This window comes from Longimicrobium sp. (genome assembly GCF_036399255.1).
Lineage (GTDB): Bacteria > Gemmatimonadota > Gemmatimonadetes > Longimicrobiales > Longimicrobiaceae > Longimicrobium.
In genome coordinates, this window is sequence record NZ_DASWNM010000045.1 from 38,478 (window position 1) to 65,393 (window position 26,916).

A 26,916-nucleotide genomic window follows, 5' to 3' on the forward strand; every position below is an offset into this window, starting at 1 on the left:
TCTCAGGCGTTGGACGCGGCCGCGCGGGCGCCGTTCAGCACGCCGCGGCGGACGAAGTACGACACGGTGCGCTCGACCAGCGCGGCGTCGGGCACGGCCCAGGCGGTGCCGGCGGCGGCCAGCAGCGCCTCGGCGCGGGGCGAGTGGAATCCCGGCGTCCGCGACGCGCGCAGCTCCGCGGGAAAGAGCGGAAGCAGCGGATACAGGGGGTGCGCGGGGTCCGACGCCTCGTCCAGCGCCCGCGCCCGCCACTCGGCGTACGGCAGCGTCCGCACGGGGAACCCCGCCGACCGCACCGCGTCCAGCAGCTCGCCGAAGGACAGGAAGCGCGCGTTGAAGTAGTGGTACGCGCCGCCCAGCCACGCCGGGTCCGCCACCCCCTCGACGATCGCGGCGGCCACCTGCTCCACCGGCGACAGGTCCAGCTGCCAGGCCAGGTCAGGCGCCACGCCCATCTCGGCGACGGCGCGGATCATCCGCGAAAACCAGTCGTCGGCGTTGGTGGCGCCGGTGCGGCTGTCGGGGCCCACGCGCGCCGGGCGGTGCACGGTGACGGGAACGCCCGCGTCCGCCATGGTGCGCACCAGCGCGTCGGCCACCCACTTGGTCTGCGAATACGGGTCGTGCAGCCGCGCGGCGTCGGGAAGGGGCGTGTGCTCCTCCACCACCGTGTCCTGCATCTGCGGCGCGAGGTACACGCCCAGCGTGGAGACGAAGTGCACGGGCGTGGCGCGGCCGGCGCAGGCCAGCCGCAGCACCTCGTACGTCCCCAGCACGTTGGCGGCGCGCATTCGCCCGTACGGCAGGGTAAAGTTCACCACCCCGCCGTTGTGGACGATGGCGTCCACCTGCCCCGCCAGCGCCCGGAACCGCGCCTCGCTCATCCCCAGCCCGGCCTCGCCCAGGTCGCCGACCACGGGGACGATGCGGGAGGCCCACGCGGGGTCCCACGCCAGGTACTTGTCCACGTTCTGCGCGATGCGCCGGCGCCCCTCGTCCGCGTCCGCCGCGCGCACCAGGCAGTACACGTCCGCCTGCGTACGGCGCAGCAGGCCGTCCAGCAGGTACGCGCCCAGGAAGCCGGTGGCGCCGGTAAGGAAGACGTGGCGCAGGGGGCCGGGGACGTACGGCGCCTCGGGACGAAGGGCGTCCGCCAGCCGCAGGTCGCCGGGAAGCTCCGGCGGCAGGGTGGCGGCCTCGACGTCGCCCGCGGCCACGGCGTCGATGGCGGCGGCCATGCGGGCCACCGTGGGCGCGGTGAAGAGCGCGCGCAGCGGCACGTCCAGGTCGAACGCCTGGCGCACGCGGTTCACCAGCGGCAGCGCCAGCAGCGAGTGGCCGCCCAGCTCGAAGAAGTCGTCCTCCGCACCGACGCGCGGGACGGCGAGCACCTCGGCCCAGAGCGCGGCAAGGACGCGCTCCGTCTCGGTGCGCGGCTCCACGTACGCCTCGTCGCCGGCGGCGGCGGCGGGCGCGGGAAGGGCGCGGCGGTCCACCTTGCCGTGCCGCGTCACCGGGAGCGCGGGAAGCAGGACGAAGGCGGAGGGGACCATCCACTCCGGCAGCCGCCCGCGCAGCATGTCCTTCAGCTCGTCCACCGCGGGTTCCGCGGGGGCGCCGACGTAGGCCACCAGGCGCTTTCGCCCGGGCTCGTCCTCGCGCACCATCACCAGCGCCTCGCGCACGCCGGGGTGGGCCAGCAGCGCGGCCTCCACCTCGCCCGGCTCGATGCGGTAGCCGCGCAGCTTGACCTGGTGGTCGGTGCGCCCCAGGAACTCCAGGGCGCCGTCCGGCAGGCGGCGCACGCGGTCGCCGGTGCGGTACATCCGCGCGCCGGGCTCGCCGCCCAGCGCGTCGGGGACGAAGCGCTCCGCCGTCAGCCCCGGACGCCCCAGGTAGCCGCGCGCCACCCCCTCGCCGCCCACGCACAGCTCGCCGGGCACGCCGTCCGCCACGGGATGCCCGCGGGGATCGAGGACGTACGCCCGGGCGTTGGCCACGGCGCGGCCGATGGGGATGGATCCCGCCGCGCCCCGCCACTCCGCGCCGTCCACCGTCTTCTGCAGGGTGGCGCAGACGGTGGTCTCCGTGGGGCCGTAGTGGTTCACCAGCTCCACCCGGCCCTCGGTGGCCCGCGCCCAGGCGGCGGCGCGGTCCAGCGGGGCCGCCTCGCCGCCCATCATCACCATGCGCAGGGGGCCGGTGTCGGTGGTCCCGGTGCGCGAGGCCAGGTCGTCGCACCACTGGCGCCAGAGGGCGGCGGCGGTGTCGACCAGGGTGACGTCGTGCGTGCGGCACAGCTCCAGCAGCGCGTCCGCCGTCAGCGCGGCGGGGTCGGGGTGCAGCACCAGCGCGGCGCCGCTGACGAGCGCGGGAAAGACGTCGCCCGCGGAGGCGTCGAAGCTGAGCGGCGGCACCACCAGCACCCGCTCGCCGGGGCCGAAGGCGTGCGGCGGCACGAAGCCCAGCGCCAGGCTGGCCAGCCCGCCGTGGCGCACCATCACCCCCTTGGGCGTGCCGGTGCTGCCGGAGGTGTAGACCACGTACGCCAGCCGGTCGGGATGGACGTCGATCGGCAGATCCGCATCGTCCCCCTCCCCCGCCCCGTCCGCGGACACCGGCTCCGCGCCCCAGGTGCGGACGGTCTCGAAGTGCTCGCCGCGGCCCAGCACCCAGCGCACGCCGGAGTCGGCCACCATGGCGGCGCCGCGGCCCGCGGGGTTGGCGGGGTCCAGCGGCACGTAGGCGCCGCCGGCCTTGAGCACGGCCAGCAGGGCGACCACGGCCTCCATCGACCGGTCCGCGACGATCCCCACCCGCTCTTCGGGGCGGATGCCCATCCCGGCGAGGACGCGCGCCAGGCGGTTGGCCCGCGCGTTCATCTCGCCGTACGAGAGGGCGTCGCCCTCCAGCACCAGCGCGTCGGCGCGGGGGGTGCGGGCGGCCTGCGCCTCGACCAGGCGGTGGACGGGCGTCGCCGCGGCGTCCGGCATCCGCTCGCCCGCCGCCTCGGCGGCCAGGCGCGCCCGCTCTTCCGCCGGCAGGAGGGGCGCGTCGCCGATGGCGACGTCCGGGTCGCGCGCGACGGCGGCGGCCAGGGCGGCGAGCTGGGCCAGGATGCGCTCCCCGGCGGCGGCGGAGAACAGCTCGGCGGCGTAGTCCATGGTCAGCCGCAGGCCGTCGCCCTCGTCGCGCGCCACCAGCGTCAGCTCGTACTTGGCCCTGTCCAGCCGCAGGGGAACCGGGGTCCACGCCGGCCCGCCGTCCACGTCGGCCGCGCCGGCCGCGCCCGGCTCGGCCACCCGCGTCGTCGCCAGGACGAACATGGTCTGGAAGAGGGGCGGACGGCGGGCGTCGCGCTCCAGCGGGAGCGCCTCGACCAGCCGCTCCAGCGGGAGGTCGGGGTGGGCGAACGCGCCCTGCGTCATGTCGCGCACGCGGCGCAGCAGCTCGCGGAAGGGCGGGTTGCCGGAAAGGTCCGCCCGCAGCGCCAGCGTGTTGACGAAGAAGCCGACCGTGCCCTCCGTCTCGGGCGTGCGCCCCGTCACCGGCGTGCCCACCACGACGTCGTCGGAGCCGGCCAGGCGGCCCAGGAGCAGCTGCCAGAGGGCGATGATCACCATGTACGGCGTGGCGCCCTCCTGCCGGGCCAGCGCCCACAGGCGGTCGCGGTCCGCGGCATCGAGGCGCGCCTGCACCGATCCACCGCGCCAGTCCTGGATGGCGGGGCGCACGCGGTCCGCCGGCAGGTCCAGGATGCCGGTGACGCCTTCCATCCGCTCGCGCCACCACGCCAGCTGGCGGTCCATCTCGCCCGCCTCCAGCATCTCGCGCTGCCAGAGGGCGAAGTCGGCGTACTGCACCGGCGGCTCGCCCAGCGGCGAGGGGCGGCCGGCGGCGAAGGCGGCGTAGAGCGCGCGGAACTCGCCGTCCACCACCCACAGCGACGACTCGTCGGTGATGGCGTGGTGCAGCCCCAGCGACAGCATCCAGTCCGCGTCGCCCAGCCGCAGCAGCGCGGCGCGAAAGAGCGGGCCGGCGGCCAGGTCGTACGGCCGCTGCGCCTCGGCGTCCAGCATCCGCCGCGCGGCGTCCTCGCGCGCCTCGGCGCCCAGGTGCGACAGGTCGTGCACCGGCAGCGCGACGGGCGCGGGGGGAAGGATGACCTGCACCGCCTGGCCGTCGATCTCCGTCAGCACCGTGCGCAGCGACTCGTGGCGCGCGGCCAGCTCGTCCAGCGCGCGCCGCAGCGCGGGGACGTCCAGCGCGCCGGCCAGGCGCAGGCACAGGCCCATGTTGTAGCGGCCGGTGCCCGGCTCCACCTGCTCCAGCAGCCAGAGCCGCTGCTGCCCCAGGCTGGCGGGAAGCGCGACGGCCTCGGCGGCCGCGCCGGGGGCGGGGGCGATCACGCTCACGGCCGCGCCACGGGAATGCGGTAGCGGTCGCGCGACACCGAGCCGATGCCGCGCGCGCCCGCCGCGCCCCGGGCCTTTTCCTCGTCCACCCGCGCGGCCAGCTCGCGGACGGTGCGCGCCTCGAACAGGGTGCGCACGGGGAGCGCGGCGTCCAGGACCGTGCGGATGCGCGCCACCACCTGCGTGGCCAGCAGCGAGTGCCCGCCCAGCGCAAAGAAGTTGTCGCCCGCCCCCACCCGCTCCACGCGCAGGATGTCGGACCAGATCTGCGCCACCGCTTCCTCGGTGGGGGTGGCGGGCGCCTCGTACGCGTCCGCGGCCGTGGCGGCGGCGCCCGGCGCGGGAAGGGCGCGGCGGTCGATCTTGCCGCTGGGGGTGAGGGGGAACTCGTCCATCACCACGAAGGCGCCGGGCACCATGTACTCCGGCAGCCGCACGTGCAGCCGCGCCCGCAGCTCGGCCACGGCCGGCGCCGCCTCGCCCGCGGGAAGGACGTAGGCCACCAGGCGCGGGTCGCCGGGAACGTCCTCGCGCACCGAGCAGCACGCCTCCAGCACGCTCTCGTGCTCGCGCAGGGCGCTCTCGATCTCGCCCAGCTCGATGCGGAAGCCGCGCAGCTTGACCTGCGTGTCCAGCCGGCCGCTGATCTCCAGGGTGGCGTCGGGCCGCCAGCGCACGCGGTCGCCCGTGCGGTACATGCGCGCGCCGGGAGCGCGCGAGAAGGGGTCGGGGAGGTACGTGGCCGCGGTGAGCCCGGGGCGCCCCATGTAGCCGCGCCCCACCCCCGCGCCGCCGATGTACAGCTCGCCGAACACCCCCAGCGGCACCGGCTCGCCCTCGGGCGAAAGCACGTAGTTGGTCGCCGCGGGGATCGGCCCGCCGATGCGCACGGGCCCGGTGCCGCCCGGCTCCACCTGCAGGACGGAGGACCAGACGGTGGTCTCGGTGGGGCCGTACAGGTTCCACAGGCGCGCGCCGTTGGCCATCAGCCGCTCGCCCAGGTCGCGCGGCAGGGGCTCGCCGCCGGTCATCATCAGCACGGCGGGCGGGGTCCACCCCGCGTCCAGCAGCATCCGCCAGCTCGTCGGCGTCGCCTGCAGCGCGGTGGCGCCGGACGAGGCGATCAGCGCCGAGAGGAGCGCGGGGTCGCCCGCCACCTCGCGCCCGGCCAGCACCGCCCGCGCGCCGATGGACAGCGGCAGCAGCAGCTCCAGCACCGAGATGTCGAACGAGAGCGTGGTCACCGCCAGCACCACGTCGTCGGCCGTGAAGCCGGGGGCCGTGACCATGGCGCGCAGGAAGTTGGCGACGCCGCCGTGGCGCACCATCGCCCCCTTGGGACGGCCGGTGCTGCCGGAGGTGTAGATGATGTACGCCAGCCGCTCCGTGTCGATCGGCACGCCGGGCGAGGTGGACGGCCGCGCGGCGATGGCGTCGTCGTCGCGGTCCAGGTCCACCACCCGCACGCCGTCCGTCCGCAGCCCGGGGAGGAGCGCGGTCTCGGAGACCAGCACGGTGGCGCCGGAGTCGGCCAGCATGTACGCCAGCCGGTCCGCGGGGTACGCCGGGTCCAGCGGCACGTAGGCGCCGCCGGCCTTGAGGATGCCCAGCAGCGCGGCGATCGTCCGCGGCGTCCGCTCGGTGCAGAGGCCCACCAGGGTGTCGGGGCCCACGCCCAGCGCGCGGAGGTGGTGCGCCACGCGGTTGGCGTGCGCGTCCAGCTCGGCGTACGTCGTCGGCCTGCCGTCGAAGACCAGCGCCACGGCGTCCGGCGTGCGGGCGGCCTGCGCCTCGAAGGCGCCGTGCATCCCCTCGCTCCCGTCCGTCTGCGACGGCTGCGCGTTCCACCGCACCAGCAGCTGCTCGCGCTCGTCCGCGGGGACCACGGGAAGGCGCGAGACGCGGGCGTCCGGATCGGCGGCGATCCCCTCGAGCACGGTGCGGAACCCTTCGCCCAGGCGGACGATGGTGGCGGCGTCGAAGAGGTCGGTGTTGTAGTTGATGTGGCAGCTGAGCGCCCCGCCCTGCTCGACCGCGGCAAAGGTCAGGTCGAACTTGGCCAGGTCGACGGTGCCGGCCAGGGTCTGGATGGCCAGCCCGCCCTCGCCGCCGTCGCGCGCCTCTTCGCGCCCCATGTTCTGCAGCATGAACATGACCTGGAAGAGCGGCGGCCGGCTCATGTCGCGCTCGGGGTGCAGCTCTTCCACCAGCCGCTCGAAGGGCACGTCCTGGTTGCCGTAGGCGCCCAGCGTGGCCTCGCGCACCCGCCCCAGCAGGGTGCGGAACGTCGGGTCGTCGTCCATCCGCGCCCGCAGCACCAGCGTGTTGACGAAAAAGCCGATCAGTTCCTCGAGCTCGCTGTAGGTGCGCCCGGCGATCGGCGAGCCCACCACCACGTCGCGCTGCCCGCACCAGCGCCCCAGCAGCACGTTCAGCGCGGCCAGCAGCGTCATGAACGGGGTCACGTCCTCGCGCCGGCCCAGGGCGCGCAGGCGGTCCATCAGCTCCACGGGGAGCAGAAGGACGTGGCCGGCGCCGGGAAAGGTCTGCACGGGGGGGCGCGGGCGGTCGGTGGGGAGCTCCAGCACGGCGGGGGCGCCGGCCAGGTGCTCGCGCCAGTACGCCACCTGCCGGTCCAGCGCCTCGCCCTCGAGGTTTTCGCGCTGCCACATGGCCACGTCGGCGTACTGCACCGCCAGCTCGTCCAGGGGCGAGGGGAGCCCGCGCGAGAACGCGTCGTACAGCGCGGCCAGCTCGCGGGTAAGCACGCCCATGCTCCACCCGTCCGAGATGATGTGGTGCATCACCACCGACAGCAGGTGCTCTTCGGGCGCCAGGCGGACCAGGGAGGCGCGGATCAGCGGGCCGGCCTGCAGGTCGAAGGCGCGGGCGCTCTCTTCCGCGACGGCCTGGTCGGCGGCGCGGTCGCGCTCGTCCCGGGGGAGGGCGGAAAGGTCCTGGAGGGGAAGCGGGACGGGGCGCGCGGGGAGCACCACCTGGCGGGGCTGCTCGTCCATCATGCGAAAGACGGTGCGCAGCGACTCGTGGCGGCGCACGATCTCGGTCAGCGTGCGCCGCAGCGCGTCCACGTCCAGCGGGCCGCGCAGGCGGTAGTGCACGGGAATGTTGTACAGCGCGGTCCCCGACTGCATCTGGTCCAGGAACCACAGCCGCTGCTGCGCGAACGACAGCGGAAACGCGAACACGTCGTCCGCGCCGTCCTCCAGCGCGTTCGCGGGGGCGGGCGGGTCCACGAGGGCGGATGCGGTGCCGGACGCGGGGTCCGGGTCCAGCGGGGCAATCGGTTGCACGGTACCCAATGCTGCTCGTGGTTCAACGGCCTGCGCGCGTCCGGCGCCCAGTCGCCGTCCGCCGGCGGTGCTCGATGTGTATGCGCGGAGGCCTGTTCAGCACGCCCGCCCGCCGAAACGAAACATCCGCCGCTTTGCGCTACCGTATTGCGTAGCAGGAGCGAGGCGGATTCATTCCGGCGCTAAATGATGCCTGAAAATACATGTACCAGAAGGCGTGTCAACCCTTATCCGACCCTTCGCACCCAATGGGCACTCCCGTAGACATCTCCCCGGAGACACGGGCTGGGCGCGGGTGGCGAAGCACGTACGGCCGAACGGTTTCCGCCGTGGACGCCGCGCTCGTGAGCCCGGCTCACGTCCATTCCGCAACCTTCCGGGCGAAGGCGCAAAGAGAACGGGATTGGATCTGGATCATTGCACCCCGTTCGCGTGCCTCCGCTTCGGGTCGATTCGATCCGGAGCGCGCGTTGATTTTCCTGAAAGGATGCGGTGGAGGCCGGAGACGATCCACACGCGGAGGAAGCAAGAAGAAGCAGAGAATGCCGCTCCGCTTCCCTGCTCTCCTGCGTCACACCGGATCCGCAAAAGAATTGGGGTACAAAGGAACAGAGAAAACAGAGGTCTTCCCTGTTCCTCTGTTCCTCTGTACCCCAATTCAGTTCATCCCTCCGGCGCGGCGGGGCCCAGGTCGGCGGCGCGGACGCGGAAGGCGCCGCGGTCCGCCGCGCGGATGGGGGTGCGCGCGGCGGGGCCGGAGGTGCGGCCGGCATCCACCCGCGCGGCCAGCGCCGACAGCGTGGACGCCTCGATCACCACGCGCAGCGGCAGCTCCACGCGCAGCTCCTGGCGAATGCGCGCCATCACCCGCGTGGCCAGCAGCGAGTGGCCGCCCAGGTCGAAGAAGTTGTCGTCCGCCCCCACGCGCTCCACCCCCAGCACCTCCGCCCACACCCGCGCCAGCGCCTGCTCGGTGGGCGTGCGCGGCGCGGCGAACGCGCGGGCCTCCGGCGCGGGGCCGGGCTCGGGCAGGGCCTTGCGGTCCAGCTTTCCGGAGGTGGTGCGCGGAAAGGCCTCCATCCCCACCAGGGCCGAGGGGACCATGTACTCCGGCAGGCGCCCGCGAAGGAACGCCGCCAGCTCGGCCGCGTCCGCCGTGCGCCCCTCCACCGGGACCACGTACGCCACCAGCCGCCTGCCGCCCCCGCCGTCCCGGGCCAGCGCCACGGCGTCGGCCACGGCGGGGTGGGCGCGCAGCACCGCCTCGATCTCGCCCAGCTCGATGCGGAAGCCGCGCACCTTGACCTGGAAGTCGGCCCGGCCCAGGTACTCGATCTCCCCGTCGGCGACCCGGCGGGCGCGGTCGCCGGTGGCGTACATCCGCGCCCCCGCCCCGCCGAACGGGTCCGGGACGAACTTCTCGGCCGTCATCCCCGGCCGCCCCAGGTAGCCGCGCGCCACGCCGTCGCCGGCCAGGTACAGGTCGCCCGCCACCCCCACCGGCGCCGGCCGCATCGCCCCGTCCAGCACGTACGCGCGCCGCCCGCGGAAGGGCCGCCCCACGGTCACGCGGTCCGCCCCCGCGGGGACGTGCGCGTGCGTGGAGTAGGTGGTGTCTTCCGTGGGCCCGTAGACGTTGTGCACCTCCGGCACGCCCGCTTGGTACAGCGCGCGCGCCAGGTCCGCCGGCAGCGCCTCGCCGGCCAGGTTCAGCCTGCGGATGCTCCCCGGCAGGGTGCCGAGGGCCAGCAGCTCGCGCGCGGCGCCGGGGACCATGCTGGCCTGCACGATCCCCGCGTCCCGCGGCATCTCGGCCAGCGACAGGGCGTTCTCCACCAGCACCAGCGTGGCGCCGGAGGCCAGCGCGTGGTGCAGCTCCGCCACGTGCACGTCGAAGGCGATGGAGGTGGATCCCAGCACCTTTTCCCCCGGCGCCAGCGGAAAGGCTTCCCGCGTCCAGGCCAGGAACGATGCCACGCTCCCGTGCCGGATCATCACCCCCTTGGGCGTTCCCGTCGATCCCGAGGTGTAGATGACGTGCGCCAGCGTCTCGGGGTGGATGCCGATCGCGGGTGGCTCGGCGGATTCCGCGCCGATGGCGGACCGCACCTCGTCCGCGTCCACCCGCAGCGCGCGGCACGACGCGGGGAGCGCGACCGCGGCCGCCCGCGCGGCGGTGGCGATGAGCACGCCCGCCTCGGCGTCGCGCATCACCGCCGCGATGCGCTCCGGGGGAAAGTGCGGCTCCACGGGGACGTAGGCGCCGCCCGCCTTGAGCACGGCCAGCGCGGCGACGATCAGCTCCGGCGTGCGCTCCAGGCAGATCCCCACCCGCACCTCCGGGCCCACGCCCAGCCGCCGCAGGTGGTTGGCCAGCCGGTTTGCCCGCGCGTCCAGCTCGGCGTAGGGGATGCGCGTGCCGCCGAACTCGACCGCCACCGCCTCCGGTGCCTGGCGCACGCGCGCGGCGAACGCCGCGGGAAAGGACGGCCGATCGGCGGCGGGGGGCGGGCCGGCGTGCCAGGTGGCGTGCTGCAGCCGCTCCTCTCCCGTCAGCAGCGGCAGGGTGGAGATGCGGCGGTCGGGGTCCGCGGCGATGGCACCCAGCAGCACGCGCAGGTGCCCCGCCATCCGCTCCATGGTGGAGGGATCGAAGAGGTCCGCCGCGTACTCCAGCGTGGCGCGCAGGCCCTCGGGCACCTCGCGCATGGCCAGCGTCACGTCGAACTTGGCTGTCGTGGAGTCGCCCGCCACCGCCTCCACCCGCACCCCCGGCAGCGTGGGTCCCGCGTCCGCGTCGGCCAGCAGGAACATGGCCTGAAAGAGCGGCGAGCGGCCCGGGTCGCGGGGCACCTTGAGCTCTTCCACCAGCCGGTCGAAGGGCACGTCCTGCCTGCCGTACGCCTCGAGCACCGTCTCGCGCACCCGCGCCAGCAGCTCGCGGAAGGTGGGGTCGCCGCCCAGGTCCGTCCGCAGCGGCAGCGCGTTGACGAAGAACCCGATCAATCCCTCCAGCTCGCTGCGCGACCGCCCCGCCGCGGCCGAGCCCACCACCACGTCTTCCTGCCCCGACCAGCGGGCAAGGAGGACGTCGAAGGCGGCCAGCAGCGTCATGAACAGCGTGGCGCCCTCGCGCCGCGCCAGCGCGCGCAGCCCGTCCGCCGTGGCGCGGGGGACGAACGACAGGTGCATCCCGCCGCGCGAGCTTTCCGCCGCCGGGCGCGGGTGGTCCGCCGGCAGGTCCAGCGCCGCCGGCGCGCCCGCCAGACGCTCCCGCCACCACGCCAGCTGCGCGGCCATGGCCGGCCCGTTGCGCTCCGCCCGCTCCCACGCGGCAAAGTCGGCGTACTGCATGGGCAGCGGCGGCAGCGGCGACGCCGTCTCGCCGCGGGTGAAGGCGGCGTACAGCGCCTCCAGCTCGCGCCACAGGATCCCCATGCTCCACCCGTCGCTGGCGGTGTGGTGCAGGCACACCAGCAGCAGGTGGTCGTCCACGTCCAGCCGCACCAGCCGCGCGCGGAACAGCGGCCCGCGCGCCAGGTCGAACGGGGCGGCCGCGTCTTCCGCGGCCAGGCGCACGGCCGCGGCGTCGGGGGGCTCGCCGGCGGGCGCGGGCTCCACCGCCAGCCGGAAGGGCGCGGGGGGATGGATGACCTGCACCGGCTCGTCGCTCCCCTCGGGAAGCGCGAACGTGGTCCGCAGCACCTCGTGCCGCCGCACCACCTCGCCAAGGGCGCGCTCCAGCGCGGCCACGTCCAGCGCGCCCCGCAGCCGCTGCGGAAACGGCATGTTGTAGGTGGCCTGGCCCGGCTGCAGCTGGTCCAGGTACCACAGCCGCGCCTGCGCAAAGCTCAGCGGCACGTTCTCGCGCCGGGCGACGCGGCGGATGGGCCGCGGCCCCGTCCCCGCGTCCGCCGCGTCGATGCGCAGCGCCAGCTGGGCCAGCACCGGCGCCTCGAACAGCACGCGCACGGGCAGCTCCACCCCGAACGCGTCGCGCACCCGTCCGACGACGCGAGTGGCCAGCAGCGAGTGGCCGCCCAGGTCGAAGAAGTTCTCCGTGGCGCCCACGGCGTCCACGCCCAGCACCTCGGTCCAGATGGCGGCCAGCGCCTCTTCCGTCGGCGTGCGCGGCGGCACGAAGCCGTCCCCGGCCGCGGCCAGCACCGGCTCCGGCAGGGCGCGGCGGTCCAGCTTGCCGGACGAGGTGCGCGGGAACGCGTCCATCGCCACGAAGGCACTGGGCACCATGTACTCCGGCAGCCGCTCGCGCAGCCCCGCCGCCAGCGCCGCGCCGTCCACCGGGCCACCGTCACGAGGGATGACGTACGCCACCAGCCGCCGCGACGCCTCGGCCCCGCGCGCCGCCACCGCCGCGTCCGCCACGCCGGGCTGGGCGCGCAGCACCGCCTCGATCTCCCCCAGCTCGATGCGGAAGCCCCGCACCTTTACCTGGAAATCCGACCGGCCGAAGTACTCCAGCTCCCCGTCCGACCGCCACCTCGCCCGGTCGCCGGTGGCGTACATCCGCTCGCCGGGGGCGCGGGGATCGGGGACGTACCTCTCCGCCGTCAGGTCCGGGCGCCCCAGGTATCCGCGCGACAGCCCCTCGCCCGCGAGGTACAGGTCGCCGATCACGCCGATCGGCACCGGCCGCAGCTGTCTGTCCACCACGTACGCCCGCGTCCCGCCGATCTGCCGGCCGATGGTCACCCGCCCGTCGCGGGGGATCAGCGAGTGCGTGGAATACGTCGTATCCTCCGTGGGCCCGTAGAGGTTGTGCACCTCCGGCACGCCCGCGTCGTACAGCGCGCGCGCCAGGTCCGGCGCCACCGGCTCGCCGCCCAGGTTCAGCCGGCGGATGCTCCCCGGCAGCACGCCCAGCGCCAGCAGCTCGCGCGCGGCGCTGGGCACCATGCTCGCCTGGACGATGCCGGTGTCCGCCGGCAGCTCCGCCAGCGACAGCGCGTTCTGCACCAGGACAAGGGTGCCGCCGGAGGCCAGCGTGTGGTGCAGCTCCGCCACGTGCACGTCGAACCCGAACGACGTCGCGCCCAGCACCCGCTCGCCCGGGGCGATGGGAAACGCCTCGGCCATCCATCCCAAAAAGGCGGACACGCCGCCGTGCCGGATCATCACCCCCTTGGGCGTGCCGGTGGACCCGGAGGTGTAGATGACGTGCGCCAGCGAATCGGGATGGATGCCGATCGCGGGCGGTTCCGGAGATTCCGCGTCGGTCGCGGCGCGCACCTCGTCCGCGTCCAGCGCCAGCACGTGGCACCCCGCCGGCAGGTCCACCGCATCCACCGCCCCCGCCGTGGTCAGGACGAGCGACGCCCCCGAATCCCGCAGCACCGCGCCGATGCGGTCCGCCGGCAGGTACGGCTCCACGGGGACGTAGGCGCCCCCCGCCTTGAGCACGGCGATGGCGGCCGTGGCCAGCAGCGGCGTCCGCTCCAGGCACAATCCCACGCGTACCTCGGGGCCGACGCCGATGCGGCGCAGGTGGTTCGCCAGGCGATTGGCCCGCGCGTCCAGCTCCGCGTAGGTGATCCGCTCGTCGCCAGAGAGGAGCGCCGCCGCGCCGGGCGTGCGCCGCGCCTGCGCCGCGAAGCGCACGGGGAACGCGTCGGCGGCGTCCGCGGGGAGCGGCTCCGTCTCCCAGGTGGCGATGCGGGCGCGCTCCCCATCCGCCAGCAGCGGCAGGGTGGAAAGGCGCCGGTCCGGGTCCGCCGCCACGGCGTCCAGCAGCACGCGCAGGTGCTCCGACATCCTCTCGACCGTCGCCGCGTCGAACAGCTCCGCGGCGTAGTCCAGCACGGCGCGCCCGCCCTCCGCGCCCGGGCGGACGGTGAGCGTCAGGTCGAACTTGGCGGTGGCGGATTCGGGCTCCACCTTTTCCGCCCGCAGCCGGGGGAACGCGGGAAGCCCGGTGTCCTCCTCCAGCAGGAACAGCACCTGGAAGAGCGGGGTGCGGGCGGGGTCGCGCACCACCTTCAGCGCCTCGACCATGCGGTCGAAGGGCACGTCCTGGTGGGCGTGCGCCTCGAGCACGGTGTCGCGCACCCGCGCCAGCAGCTCGCGGAAGGTGGGGTCGCCGGACAGGTCGGTGCGCAGCGGCAGCATGTTGACGAAGAAGCCGATGAGCCCCTCCAGCTCGCTGCGCGTCCGTCCGGCCACCGGCGTGCCCACCACCACGTCGTCCTGCCCGCACCAGCGCGCCAGCAGCACCTGGTACGCCGCCAGCAGCGCCATGAACAGCGTGGCCCCCTCCGAACGCGCCAGCGCGCGGAAGGCCCCCAGCGTCCCCTCCCCCACGTCCACCGCCACCCCGCCGCCGCGGTCGCCGCGCACGGCGGGGCGCGGGCGGTCCGCCGGCAGCTCCAGGTCCGCCGGGGCGCCGGCCAGCCGCTCGCGCCACCAGCGCAGCTGCGCGCGGGTCGCGGGGCCGTCGTTGGTGGCGTGCTCCCACGCCGCGTAGTCCGCGTACTGCACGGGCAGCGGCGGAAGCGCGGGCTCGGCCCCCTGCAGGTGGGCGGCGTACAGCGCCTCCAGCTCGCGCCACGTCACGTCCATGCTCCACCCGTCGCTCACGGCGTGGTGCACGGTCACCAGCAGCAGGTGGTCGTCCGCGCCCAGCCGCAGCAGGCGCGCGCGGAACAGCGGCCCCCGCGCCAGGTCGAAGGGCACGGCGGCCTCCGCGGCGGCCGCGCGAAGGGCCTCCGCGTCCGCATCCGCCACATCGGTCGTCTCCACCGGCAGCCGGAAGGGCGCGGGGGGATGGATGACCTGCACCGGCTCGCCCGACGCCTCGTCCACGGCGAAGACGGTGCGCAGCGCCTCGTGCCGCGCCAGCAGGCCGCCGAAGGCGCGCTCCAGCGCCGCCGCGTCCAGCGGGCCGCGCAGGCGCAGGGCGGCGGGGATGTTGTACGCGGCGCTCCCCGGCTGCAGCCGGTCCACGAACCACAGCCGGTGCTGCGCCGAGCTCAGGGCCAGGGGGCGGTCGCGCGGCACGGGGACCACGCGGGGAAAGCCCGTCTGCCCGTCCATGGCCTCGATGTGGCGCGCCAGGTCCGCCAGCACCGGCGCGTCGAAGATCAGCCGCAGCGGCGGGTCTACCCGGAAGGTGTCGCGGATGCGCGACGCCACGCGCGTGGCCAGGAGCGAGTGGCCGCCCAGCTCGAAGAAGTGCGCCGTGGCGCCCACGCGCTCCAGCCGCAGCGCATCCGCCCAGATGGCCGCAAGCGCGCGCTCCGCCGCCGTCCGCGGCGGCACGAACTCGTCGCCCTCCGAGGGCGTCTCCGGCTCCGGCAGCGCGCGCCGGTCCACCTTTCCCGACGAGGTGCGGGGATACGCGTCCATTGACACGAACGCGGCGGGCACCATGTACTCCGGCAGCCGCTCCTTGAGGTGCGCCGCCAGCTCCGCCGCCGTGGGCGCCGCGCCGTCGCGGGGGATGACGTACGCCGCCAGCCGCCGCGACGCCTCGGCCCCGCGCGCCACGACCACCGCCTCCGCTACGCGGGGGTGCGCGCGCAGCACCGCCTCGATCTCCCCCAGCTCGATGCGGAAGCCGCGCACCTTCACCTGGAAGTCGCTGCGGCCGAAGTACTCCAGCTCCCCGTCCGCGCGCCACCGCGCCCGGTCGCCGGTGGCGTACATCCGCTCGCCGGGGACGCGCGGATCGGGGACGTACTTCTCCGCCGTCAGGTCCGGCCGCCCCAGGTAGCCGCGCGACAGCCCTTCGCCCGCGAGATACAGGTCGCCGATCACGCCGATCGGCACCGGCCGCAGCCACGCATCCACCACGTACGCCCGCGACCCGCCGATCTGCCGCCCGATGGTCACGCGGCCGTCCGGCGGGATCAGCGAGTGCGTGGAGTAGGTGGTATCCTCCGTGGGCCCGTACAGGTTGTGCACCTCCGGCACGCCGGCCGCGTACAGGTCGCGCGCCAGGTCTGGCGCCACCGGCTCGCCGCCCAGGTTCAGCCGGCGCAGCGTCCCCGGCAGCGTGCCCAGGGCCAGCAGCTCGCGCGCGGCGCTGGGCACCATGCTCGCCTGCACGATGCCGGTGTCCGCCGGCAGCTCCGCCAGCGACAGCGCGTTCTCCACCAGCACCAGCGTGGCGCCCGACGAGAGGACGTGGTGCACCTCCGCCACGTGCACGTCGAACGCGACGGAGGTGGACCCAAGCACCCGCTCTCCCGGCGCCACGGGAAAGCGCCCCTGCATCCACGACAGGAACACGCCCACGCCGCCGTGCCGGATCATCACCCCCTTGGGCGTTCCCGTCGACCCCGACGTGTAGATGACGTGCGCCAGCGTCTCGGGATGGATGCCGATCGCGGGCGATTCCGCGGATTCCGCGTCGATGGCGCCACGGACGCGCGGGTCGTCCATCGCCAGCACGCCGCACGACGCGGGGAGCGAGACGGACGCCGCCCGCTCCGCGCTGGCGATCAGCAGCGCCGCGCCGGAAGCGGCCAGGACGGAGGCGATGCGCTCCGCGGGAAAGTACGGCTCCACCGGAACGTACGCGGCGCCGGTCTTCAGCACGCCGATCAGCGTGGCGACCAGCTCCGGCGTGCGCTCCAGGCACACGCCGATGCGCGTCTCCGGCCCGGCGCCCAGCCCGCGGAGGTGGTTGGCGATGCGGCTGGCGCGCGCGTCCAGCTGCGCGTAGGTGATCCGCTCGTCACCGAAGAGGAGCGCCACCGCGTCCGGCGTCCGCGCCGCCCACGCGGCGAAGCGCACGGGAAACGGCTCCGGCGCGGCGGCGGGACGGGGCTCCGTCTCCCAGGTGGCGATCCGGGCGCGCTCCGCCTCCGCCAGCATCGGCAGCGCGTTGACGGGAAGGTCCGGGTCCGCCACGGCCGCGTCCAGCAGCACGCGCAGGTGCTCCGCCATCCGCTGCGCCGTGGATGCGTCGAACAGCTCCGCCGCGTACTCCAGGGTGGCACGGAGGCCGTCCCCGGCCTCGCGCATGGCCAGCGTCAGGTCGAACTTGGCGTCGGCGCGCTCGCCGTCCATCCACTCCGTCCGCACCCCCGGCAGCACCGGCGGCGCACCGTCGTCCGCCAGCACGAAGACGGCCTGGAACAGGGGCGAGCGGCCCGGGTCGCGCGGCACCTTCAGCGCCTCGACGATCCGGTCCAGGGGCACGTCCTGGCGGGCGTGCGCCTCGAGCACCGTCTCGCGCACCCGCGCCAGCAGCTGGCGGAACGTCGGCTCGCCGGACAGGTCCGTGCGCAGCGGCAGCGTGTTGACGAAGAAGCCGATGAGCCCCTCCAGCTCGCCGCGCGTCCTTCCGGCCACCGGCGAGCCCACCACCACGTCCTCCTGCCCCGACCAGCGCGCGAGCAGGACGTCGAAGGCGGCCAGCAGCGCCATGAAGAGCGTGGCGCCCTCCGCCCGGGCCAGCGCGCGGCTCCCCGCCGCCGTCCCCGCGTCCACCGCCGCCTCCACCCTGCCGCCCCGGCCGCTCTGCACGGCGGGACGCGGGTGGTCCGCGGGAAGGTCCAGCGCGGCGGGGGCGCCGGCCAGCCGCTCGCGCCACCCGCGCAGCTGCGCGTCCATCGCGGGCCCGTCGCGATGGGTGCGCTCCCAGGCGGCGAAGTCCGCGTACTGCACCGGCAGCGGCGGCAGCTCCGTCGGCGCGCCGCCCGCGTGTGCCCCGTACAGCGCGCCCAGCTCGCGCCATAGCACGCCCATGCTCCACCCGTCGCTCACCGCGTGGTGCAGGGTGGCCAGCAGGACGTGGTCGTCCGCCGCCAGCCGCAGCAGCCGTGCGCGGAACAGCGGCCCCCGCGCCAGGTCGAACGGCGCCGCCGCCTCGTCCGCCGCGCGCCGCCGCGCCTCCGCCTCCCGCGCCTCGGCGGGGACCGGGACGAGGTCGTCCACCGGCAGCGCGAACCCGCCGGCGGGCTCCATCACCTGCACCGGCTCGCCGTCCGCCCCGGCGCGGAAGACCGTCCGCAGCGCCTCGTGGCGCTCCACGACGGCCGCCAGCGCGCGCTCCAGCGCCGCCGCGTCCAGCGGCCCGCGCAGGCGCAGGGCGGCGGGAAGGTTGTAGGTGGCGCGCCCGGGCTCCATCTGGTCGAGGAACCACAGCCGCCGCTGCGCCGAGCTCAGGGGGAGCGGCCGGTCGCGCGGCACCGGGAGCACCGGCGGCAGCACGTCGCGGCGCTCCATGGCGTCGACGGCCCGGGCCAGCTGCGCCAGCACCGGCGCGTCGAAGATCGCCCGCAGCGGCGCCTCCACCCGCAGGAGGTCGCGGATGCGGACCACGACGCGGGTGGCCAGCAGCGAGTGCCCGCCCAGCGCAAAGAAGTTGTCCGCCGCGCCCACGCGCTCCACCCCCAGCACGTCGGCCCAGATGCCGGCCAGCGCCTGCTCGGTGGGCGTGCCGGGCGCCACGAACCCGTCCCCCGCGGCGGGCGCGTCCGGCTCCGGCAGGGCCCTGCGGTCCAGCTTCCCCGACGAGGTGCGGGGAAAGGCCTCCATCGCCACGAAGGCGGAGGGCACCATGTACTCCGGCAGCCGCGCCTTCAGGTGCTCCGCCAGCTCCGCGTCCACCACCGCGGCGCCGGATGCGGGAACGACGTACGCCACCAGCCGCTTCGCCGCCTCCGCCCCGCGCACCTCCACCGCCGCCTGGGCCACCGCGGGGTGCGCGCGCAGCACGGACTCGATCTCGCCCAGCTCAATGCGAAAGCCGCGCACCTTTACCTGGAAGTCGGCGCGCCCCAGGTACTCGATCTCGCCGCCGGCCAGCCAGCGGGCGCGGTCGCCCGTGGCGTACATCCGCTCGCCGGGGGCGTGCGGATCGGGAACGTACCGCTCCGCCGTCATCCCCGGCCGCGCCAGGTAGCCGCGCGACACGCCGGCGCCCGCCAGGTACAGGTCGCCCACCACGCCCAGCGGCACCGGCCGCAGCCGCGAATCCAGCACGTACGCGCGCGTCCCGCCGATCTGCCGGCCCACCGTCACCCGCCCGTCGCGGGGGATCAGCGAGTGCGTGGAGTAGGTCGTATCCTCCGTGGGGCCGTAGAGGTTGTGCACCTCCGGCACGCCCGCGGCGTACAGGTCGCGCGCCAGGTCCGGCGGCACCGGCTCGCCGCCCAGGTTCAGCCGCCGCAGCGTCCCCGGCAGCGCGCCCAGCGAAAGCAGCTCGCGCGCGGCGCTGGGCACCATGCTCGCCTGCACGATCCCCGCGTCCGCCGGCAGCTCGGCGAACGAGAGCGCGTTCTGCACCAGCACCAGCGTGCCGCCGGAGGCCAGCGTGTGGTGCAGCTCCGCCACGTGCACGTCGAACCCGAACGAGGTGGCGCCCAGCACCCGCTCACCCGGCGCCACAGGAAACACCTCGCGCGTCCACGCCAGCAGCGCGGCCACGCCGCCGTGCCGGATCATCACCCCCTTGGGCGTTCCGGTGGACCCGGAGGTGTAGATGACGTGCGCCAGCGTGTCGGGATGGATGGCGATCGCGGGGGATTCGGCGGATTCCGCGTCGATGGCGCCACGGACGCGCGGCAGGTCGAGGGCCAGCACCCGGCACGACGCGGGAAGCTCGATCTCGTCCGCCCGCGCGGCCTGGCCGATGAACAGCGCCGCGCCCGCGTCGCGCATGATGGACGCGATGCGGCCGGCCGGGTAGAACGGCTCCACGGGGACGTACGCGCCGCCGGCCTTGAGCACGGCCAGCGCGGCGACGGCCAGCTCCGGCGTGCGCTCCAGGCAGAGGCCCACGCGCACGTCCGGGCCCACGCCCAGCCGCCGCAGGTGGTTCGCCAGCCGGCTGGCCCGCGCGTCCAGCTCCGCGTAGGTGATCGATTCGCCGCCGTGCACGAGCGCGATTCCGTCCGGCGCATGGCGTACGCGGGCCGCGAACAGCGTGGGGAACGATGCGACCCGCCCCGCGAGCGGCGGCGCGGCGCTGAAGCCGGCCAGCACGGCGCGCTCGTCCCCGCCCAGCAGGTCGATGTCACCGATGCGGCGCGCCGGATCGGCCACGGCGGCGGCGATCACCCGCGACAGGTGCGCGGTCAGCCGCTCGATCGTCGACGGGTCGAACAGGCCGGTGTTGTACTCCCAGGCGCACGCCAGCCCGTCCGCCCGCTCCTGCGCGGCCAGCGTCAGGTCGAACTTGGCGGTCCCGCTCTCCACCTCGCGCGCGGTGCCGCGCACGCCCCCGGCGCGGAACTCCCGCGGCTCGCTCTGCACGACGAACGTCACCTGGAACAGCGGGTTGCGGCCGGGGTCGCGCGCCACCTCCAGCGCGTCCACCAGCCGCTCGAAGGGGAGCTCCTGGTGCCCGTAGGCGCCCAGCGTGGCGCCGCGCACCCGCCCCAGCAGCGCGCGGAACGACGGGTCGCCGCCCAGGTCCGTCCGCAGCGGGAGCGTGTTGACGAAGAACCCGACCATCCCCTCCAGCTCCGGCCGCGTCCTTCCCGCCATCGGCGAGCCGACGACCACGTCCTCCTGCCCCGACCAGCGCGCCAGCACCACGTCCAGCGCCGCCAGCAGCGTCATGAAGACGGTCGCGCCCTCCGTCCGCGCCAGCGTGCGGACGCCCTGCGCCACCTCCGCAGGGAGGTGGAACGGGTGCACCGCGCCGTGAAAGGTGAGCGCCGCGGGGCGCGGACGGTCCGTGGGCAGCTCCAGCGCGGGCGGGGCGCCCGCCATCGCCCCCCGCCAGTACGCCAGCTGCGCGTCCAGCACCGGGCCTTCCAGCCACCGCCGCTGCCACACCGCGTAGTCGGCGTACTGCGCCGGCAGCGGCGGCAGCCCCGCGTCGCGCCCCTCGGCGAAGGCCGCGTACAGCGCGGCCAGCTCGCGGAAGAGCACGTCCAGCGACCACCCGTCCGCGATCACGTGGTGCAGCGTCAGCAGCAGCAGGTGATCGTCCTGCGCCACCCGCAGCACCCGCGCGCGGAACAGCGGCCCGGCCGCCAGGTCGAACGGCCGCAGCGCCTCCTCACGCGCCGCCTCCCCCGCCGCCGCCTCGTCCGCCACCGGCTCCACCGCCAACACGAAGGGCACGGCGGGGGCGATGCGCTGCACCGCCTCGCCGTCCGCGCCGGCGAAGGAGGTGCGCAGCGACTCGTGCCGGGCGACCAGGGCGCCGATGGCGCGCTCCAGCGCGGCCACGTCCAGCACGCCCGCCAGCCGCAGCGCGTACGGCATGTTGTAGAACGGGCTGCCGGGCGCCAGCTGGTCCAGGAACCACAGCCGCTGCTGCGCGAACGACAGCGGCAGCGGCCGGCCGCGGTCCACGGGGACGACCGGCGGTGCCGCATCGCCGCCCCGTGCCTGCGCCTGGACGATGCGCGCCGCCAGCCCGGCCAGGGTGGGCGCCTCGAACAGCGCGCGCACCGGCACCTCCACGCCGAACCGGCGGCGGATGGCGGACAGCATCCGCGTGGCCAGCAGCGAGTGGCCGCCCAGCGCAAAGAAGTCGTCGTCCGGGCCGATGCGGTCCGCCCCCAGCAGCTCCGCCCACAGCCCCGCCAGCACCTCCTCCGCCGGCGTGCGCGGCGCGGCGCCGGCCGCGGACGCGTCTGCCCATGCCGGCGCGGGGAGCGCGCGGCGGTCCACCTTGCCGTTGGCCGTCAGCGGCAGCGCGTCCAGCGCCACGAAGGCGGACGGCACCATGGCGTCCGGCAGGCCGCGCCGCAGCCACGCGCGCAGCTCCGCCGCGTCGGGCGCGTCGGCGGCGGGGACGAAGTACGCCGCCAGCCGCGTCTCGCCGCCCTCCGTGCGCGCCACCACCACCGCCTCGCGGATCCCCGGGTGGCGCGCCAGGGCCGCGCCCACTTCGCCGGGCTCGATGCGAAAGCCGCGGATCTTCACCTGGTCGTCCACGCGCCCCAGGAACTCGATCGCCCCGTCCGCCCGCCGCCGCGCGCGGTCGCCCGTGCGGTACATCCGCGCGCCCGCCCCTGGCGCGTACGGATCGGGGACGAACCGCTCCGCCGTCATCCCCGGCCGCGCCAGGTAGCCGCGCCCCACCCCCGCCCCGCCCACGCACAGCTCGCCGGCGACGCCCACCGGCAGCGCGCGGCCGTGCGCGTCCAGCACGTACACGCGCGCGTTGGCCAGCGGCCGCCCCAGCGGCAGCGTTCCGCCGGCGTCCATCGCCTCGTCCGCCGCATGCGTCAGCACGCCCACGGTGGTCTCCGTGGGCCCGTAGTGGTTCACGATGCGCAGCCCCGGCGCCATCCCGCGCACCGTCTGGATCCACTCCGTCCGCGACGCCTCGCCGCCCAGCACCAGCCGGGCGCGCGGCAGCACGTCCGCCGGCTCCCCGGCGGAAAGGAGGGCGGCCAGGTGCGACGGCGTGATCTTCAGCACGTCCACCGGCGCGCGGCGCATCAGCGCGGCGAACGCCTCCGGGTCCGTCGCGCGGGCGTGGGTGACCACGTGCAGCGCGCCGCCCGTGCACAGCGCCGGAAACACGCTGGTGTTCCCCAGGTCCGCCGCCAGCGTCGAAACGGTCGCGAACGACGACCCGTCCGGCAGGTCCAGCCGCGCCAGCACCCCGTGCACGTAGTTCTGCAGCTGGCGGTGCTCGATCATCACCCCCTTGGGCCGCCCCGTGCTTCCCGAGGTGTAGATGACGTACGCCAGCTGCTCCGGCCGGGTGAGCGACGGCAGCGTGGTGGACGGGTGCGCCGCGATCTGCTTCGCGTCGCCGTCCAGCAGAATGGTCCGCAGGGGGTCCGCGCCGGCGAGCTCCGCCAGCGCGGTGGTCGTGAGGACCAGGGAGACGCCCGCGTCCGCCAGCGTGTAGCGTATGCGCTCCGCCGGCCAGGCGGGATCGGCGGGAACGTAGGCGGCCCCGGACTTCAGCACGCCCAGCAGCGCCACGATGGCCGGAATCCCCCGCTCCAGGCAGATGCCCACCCGCGACTCCGGCCCCGCGCCCAGCGTGCGCAGGTGGTACGCCAGCCGGTTGGCGGCCGCGTTCGCCTGCGCGTACGAAAGGGTGCGCTCTTCGCACGCCACCGCCGGCGCGTCCGGCGTCCGCTCCGCCCACCCTTCGAACAGCGCGGCGATCCCGGCGGACGGATGCGCGGCGCCGGTGGCGTTCCACTCCGCCAGCGCCGCCCGCTCCTCCGGCGCCAGCACCGCGATCTCCGACAGCCGGCGCGAGGGATCCGCCGCCATCTCCTCCAGCAGGGCGCGCAGGTGCCCCGCCATCCGCTGGACGGTCGCCGCGTCGAACAGCTCGGCGGCGTACGTCAGCACCCCCCGCAGCGCGCCGCCCTCGGCCTCCTCCACCGAAAGCGCCAGGTCGAAGCGGGCCGTCTGGGTGCGCAGCGCGGCGGGGGCCACCTCCAGCCCCGGCAGCGCGGGCGGCGCCGCGCCCTCCTGCAGGACGAACAGCGCCTGGAAGACGGGGGTGCGCGACAGGTCCCGCGCGCCGCCCAGCTCCTCCACCACGCGGTCGAACGGCACCTCCTGGTGGGCGAACGCGCCCAGCGTGGCCTCGCGCACGCGGCGCAGCAGCGCGGCGGCGCCGGGGTCGCCCGACAGGTCCGTGCGCAGCGCCAGCGTGTTGACGAAGAACCCGATCAGCCCCTCCGTCTCCGCCCGCGTCCTTCCCGCCACCGGCGAGCCGACCACCACGTCCTCCTGCCCGGCGTAGCGGCCCAGGAGCGCCGAGAACGCCGCCAGCAGCGTCATGTACAGCGTGGCGCCTTCCCGTTGCGCCAGCGCCCGCACCGCGGAGGCGGACTCCGCGGGCAGAACGAACGCGTGGGATGCGCCACGCTCGCCGCGGACGGCGGGGCGCGGGCGGTCCGTGGGCAGCTCCAGCGCGGGCGGGGCGCCGGCCAGCGCGGCCTTCCAGTACGCCGCCTGCGCGTCCATCACCCCGGCCAGGTGCGCGCGCTGCCACACGGCGAAGTCGGCGTACTGCACCGCCGGCTCCGGCAGCGGCGAAGGCTCCCCCACCACGTACGCGGGATACAGCGCCTCCAGCTCGCGCCAGAGCACGTCCACGCTCCACCCGTCCGTCACCGCGTGGTGCGCGGTGAGGGCCAGCACGTGCGCGTCCGGCGCGGTCCGGAAGAGCCGCGCGCGGAACAGGGGCCCGCGGGCCAGGTCGAAGGGCCGCTCCGCTTCGGCCAGCAGCCGCGCGTCCAGCTCCGCCTCCGTTGCTTCTTCCACCGGCAGGTGAAAGTCCGCCGCGGGGGCGATCACCTGCACCGGCTCGTCGCCTTGGACGGCGAAGGAGGTGCGCAGCGCCTCGTGGCGGCGGACGATCTCGCCCAGCGTCCGCTCCAGCGCCCCCACGTCCAGCACGCCGCGCAGGCGCAGCGCCACGGGAACGTTGTACGCCGACCCGCCCGGCCGCAGCTGCTCCAGGAACCACAGCCGCTGCTGCGAAAAGCTCAGTGGCAGCGCGCGTCCGCGGTCCACGCGGACGATCGGCGGAAGCGCGGTGCCGCCCTCCATCCCCGCGATCCGCGCCGCCAGCCGCGCCACCGTGGGCGCGTCGAAGACGGCGCGCAGCGGCAGCTCCACGTCGAACGCCTCGCGGACGCGCGAAACCACGCGCGTCGCCAGCAGCGAGTGCCCGCCCAAGCCGAAGAAGTCGTCCTCCGCGCCGATGCGCTCCACCCCCAGCACGTCGGCGAAGATGCCGGCCAGCACCTCTTCCGCCGGCGTGCGCGGCGCCACCCACGCCGCCGCCGGCGCGCCGAAGTCCGGATCCGGCAGCGCCCTGCGGTCCACCTTGCCGCTGGAGGTCCGCGGAAAGGCGTCCACCGCCACGAACGCGGCCGGCACCATGTACGCGGGAAGGCGCGCGCCCGCCCACTCCGCCAGCTCGGCGGCGGAGGGCGCGGCGTCACCGTCCGCCGTCACCCACGCCACCAGGCGGCGCGCGGACTCCGCGCCCCGCGCCGCGACCACGGCGTCGGCGACGCCCGGGTGGCCGCGAAGGACCGCTTCGATCTCGCCGGGTTCGATGCGGTAGCCGCGCACCTTTACCTGGAAGTCGCCGCGGCCGAAGTACTCCAGCTCGCCGTCCGCGCGCCAGCGGGCGCGGTCGCCGGTGGCGTACATCCGCTCGCCGGGAACGCGGAGATCGGGCAGGTACCGCTCCGCCGTCATCCCCGGCCGCGCCAGGTACCCGCGCGAAACCCCCTCGCCCGCCAGGTACAGGTCGCCGGTCACGCCGGTCGGTGCCGGGCGCAGCCGCGCGTCCAGCACGTACGCCCGCGATCCCCCGATCTGCCGGCCGATGGTGACGCGGCCGTCGCGCGGGATCAGGGCGTGCGTGGAGTAGGTGGTGTCTTCCGTGGGCCCGTACAGGTTGTGCACCTCCGGGACGCCGGCGGCGTACAGGTCGCGGGCCAGGTCCGCGGGCACCGGCTCGCCGCCCAGGTTCAGGCGGCGCAGCGTCCCCGGCAGGGCGCCCAGCCGCAGCAGCTCCCGCGCGGCCGTGGGCACCATGCTGGCCTGGACGACTCCCATCTCCGCCGGCAGCTCCGCGAGCGACAGCGCGTCCCGCGCCAGCACCAGCGCGCCACCGCTGGCAAGGGTGTGGTGCACCTCCGCCACGTGCACGTCGAAGCCGGCGGACGTGCTCGCCAGCACCTTCGCCCCCGGTGCCAGCGGAAAGGCCTTCCGCATCCACGACAGCAGCACGGCCACGCTCCGGTGGCGGATCATCACCCCCTTGGGCGTTCCGGTAGATCCGGAGGTGTAGATGACGTGCGCCAGCGACTCGGGGTGGATGCCGATCCGCGGCGCGGCGGCGGATTCGGCGTCGATCCGCGCGCGCACCTCCGCGTCGTCCATCCGCAGGACGGCGCAGGCGGCGGGAGGATGGAGGGATGCGGCCCGCGCCGCGCTGGTGATGAGCAGCGTGGCGCCCGCGTCGGACAGGACGGTGGCGATGCGGCCGTCGGGAAGGTGCGGCTCCAGCGGCACGTACGCCGCGCCGGCCCGCAGCACGCCCAGCAGCGCGACGATCAGCTCCGGCGTGCGCTCCAGGCACACGCCCACGCGCGCCTCCGGCCCCGCCCCGAGCGCGCGGAGGTGGTTGGCGAGGCGGCTCGTGCGCGCCTCCAGCTCCGCGTAGGTGATTTTATGCTGACCCCAGAGGAGCGCAGCACCCTCCGGGGTCCGCCGGGCCTGCGCCGCGAAGCGCGTGGGAAAGGCCTCGGGCGCGTCCGCGGGGAGCGGCTCGGTTTCCCAGGTGGCGATGCGGGCGCGCTCCTCGTCCGCCAGCATCGGCAGTGCGAAGACGGACAGGTCGGGATCCGCCGCGGCCGCATCCGCAAGGGTGCGAACGTGCTCGCCCATCCGCCCGGCCGTCGCCGCGTCGAACAGCTCGGGCGCGTACCGCAGCACGCAGCGCAGCTCCTCCGCCTCCGGGGCGATCCGCAGCGACAGGTCCAGCCCCGCCGCATCTTCCCCCGCGTCCGCCGCGCCGCCATCGAACGCGAAGCGCGCCTGGAACAGCGGATGCCGCCCCGCCTCCGCCTCCATCCCCAGCTCCCGCGCCAGCGGGCCGACCGGCACCCCGCCGTGGGCGAACGCGCCGGCGGTGGCCTCTTGCACGCGCGCCAGCAGCGACCGGAACGACGGATCGCCGGCCAGGTCCACCCGCACCGGCAGGGCATCCTCCCCCTCCGCCGCCGCTACGCCCACGACGAGGTCCGTCTGCCCCGACCAGCGGGCGAGCAGCACGTCGAACACGGCCAGCAGCGCGGTGGACGCCGACGCGCCCTCCTGCCGGGCGAGCGCGCGCAGCGCCGCGGCCGTGCCGGCGGAAAGCGAAAAGGCGTGTTCGGCGGTGCAGCGGGGCGCCGCCGGCGGGTGGGGGCGGTCCGTGGAAAGCGCCAGCGCCGGCGCCCCCGCAAGGCGGGAGCGCCAATATGCGGCCTGCGCGTCCGGCCCGGGGCCAAAGATGCGCAGCGGATGCGAGACAGCGGAATCCACGTCGTGGGACCGGGAGCTCAGTGAGCGATGCGAGCCGCCGCGAGCCGAGCGGCGTCATCTCCAAACGCATACGCCGAATGCGCCACCTGCGGCGCATTCGGATGCCTCGGTTGCAACGGAGACCAGGTGCCGAGCGCGTTGTCCGCGCTCGCTCTGGATCACGCCGATGCGCATGGCCGCCCGGACCGGCGCTTCCCGTGCGCGCGCGTGCTCTGCGGGGCGGGCGAATATAG

The 26,916-nt window shown here is 75.6% G+C and carries 3 protein-coding genes; all 3 read right to left on the reverse strand.

Annotated features, from left to right (window positions below):
* Positions 1–2 precede the first annotated feature (2 nt).
* Positions 3–4,415, reverse strand: a complete 4,413-nt coding sequence (locus VGC13_RS07555) for an amino acid adenylation domain-containing protein (RefSeq protein ID WP_331124623.1) — start codon at positions 4,413–4,415, stop codon at positions 3–5.
* Entirely contained in the window at positions 4,412–7,726 is a 3,315-nt protein-coding gene (locus tag VGC13_RS07560) for an amino acid adenylation domain-containing protein (RefSeq protein ID WP_331124624.1), read from the reverse strand. The genes VGC13_RS07555 and VGC13_RS07560 overlap by 4 nt, the downstream gene beginning before the upstream one ends.
* Positions 7,727–8,389: 663 nt before the next feature.
* Entirely contained in the window at positions 8,390–26,683 is an 18,294-nt protein-coding gene (locus tag VGC13_RS07565; protein WP_331124625.1) for a non-ribosomal peptide synthase/polyketide synthase, read from the reverse strand.
* Between the last annotated feature and the right edge of the window lie 233 nt (positions 26,684–26,916).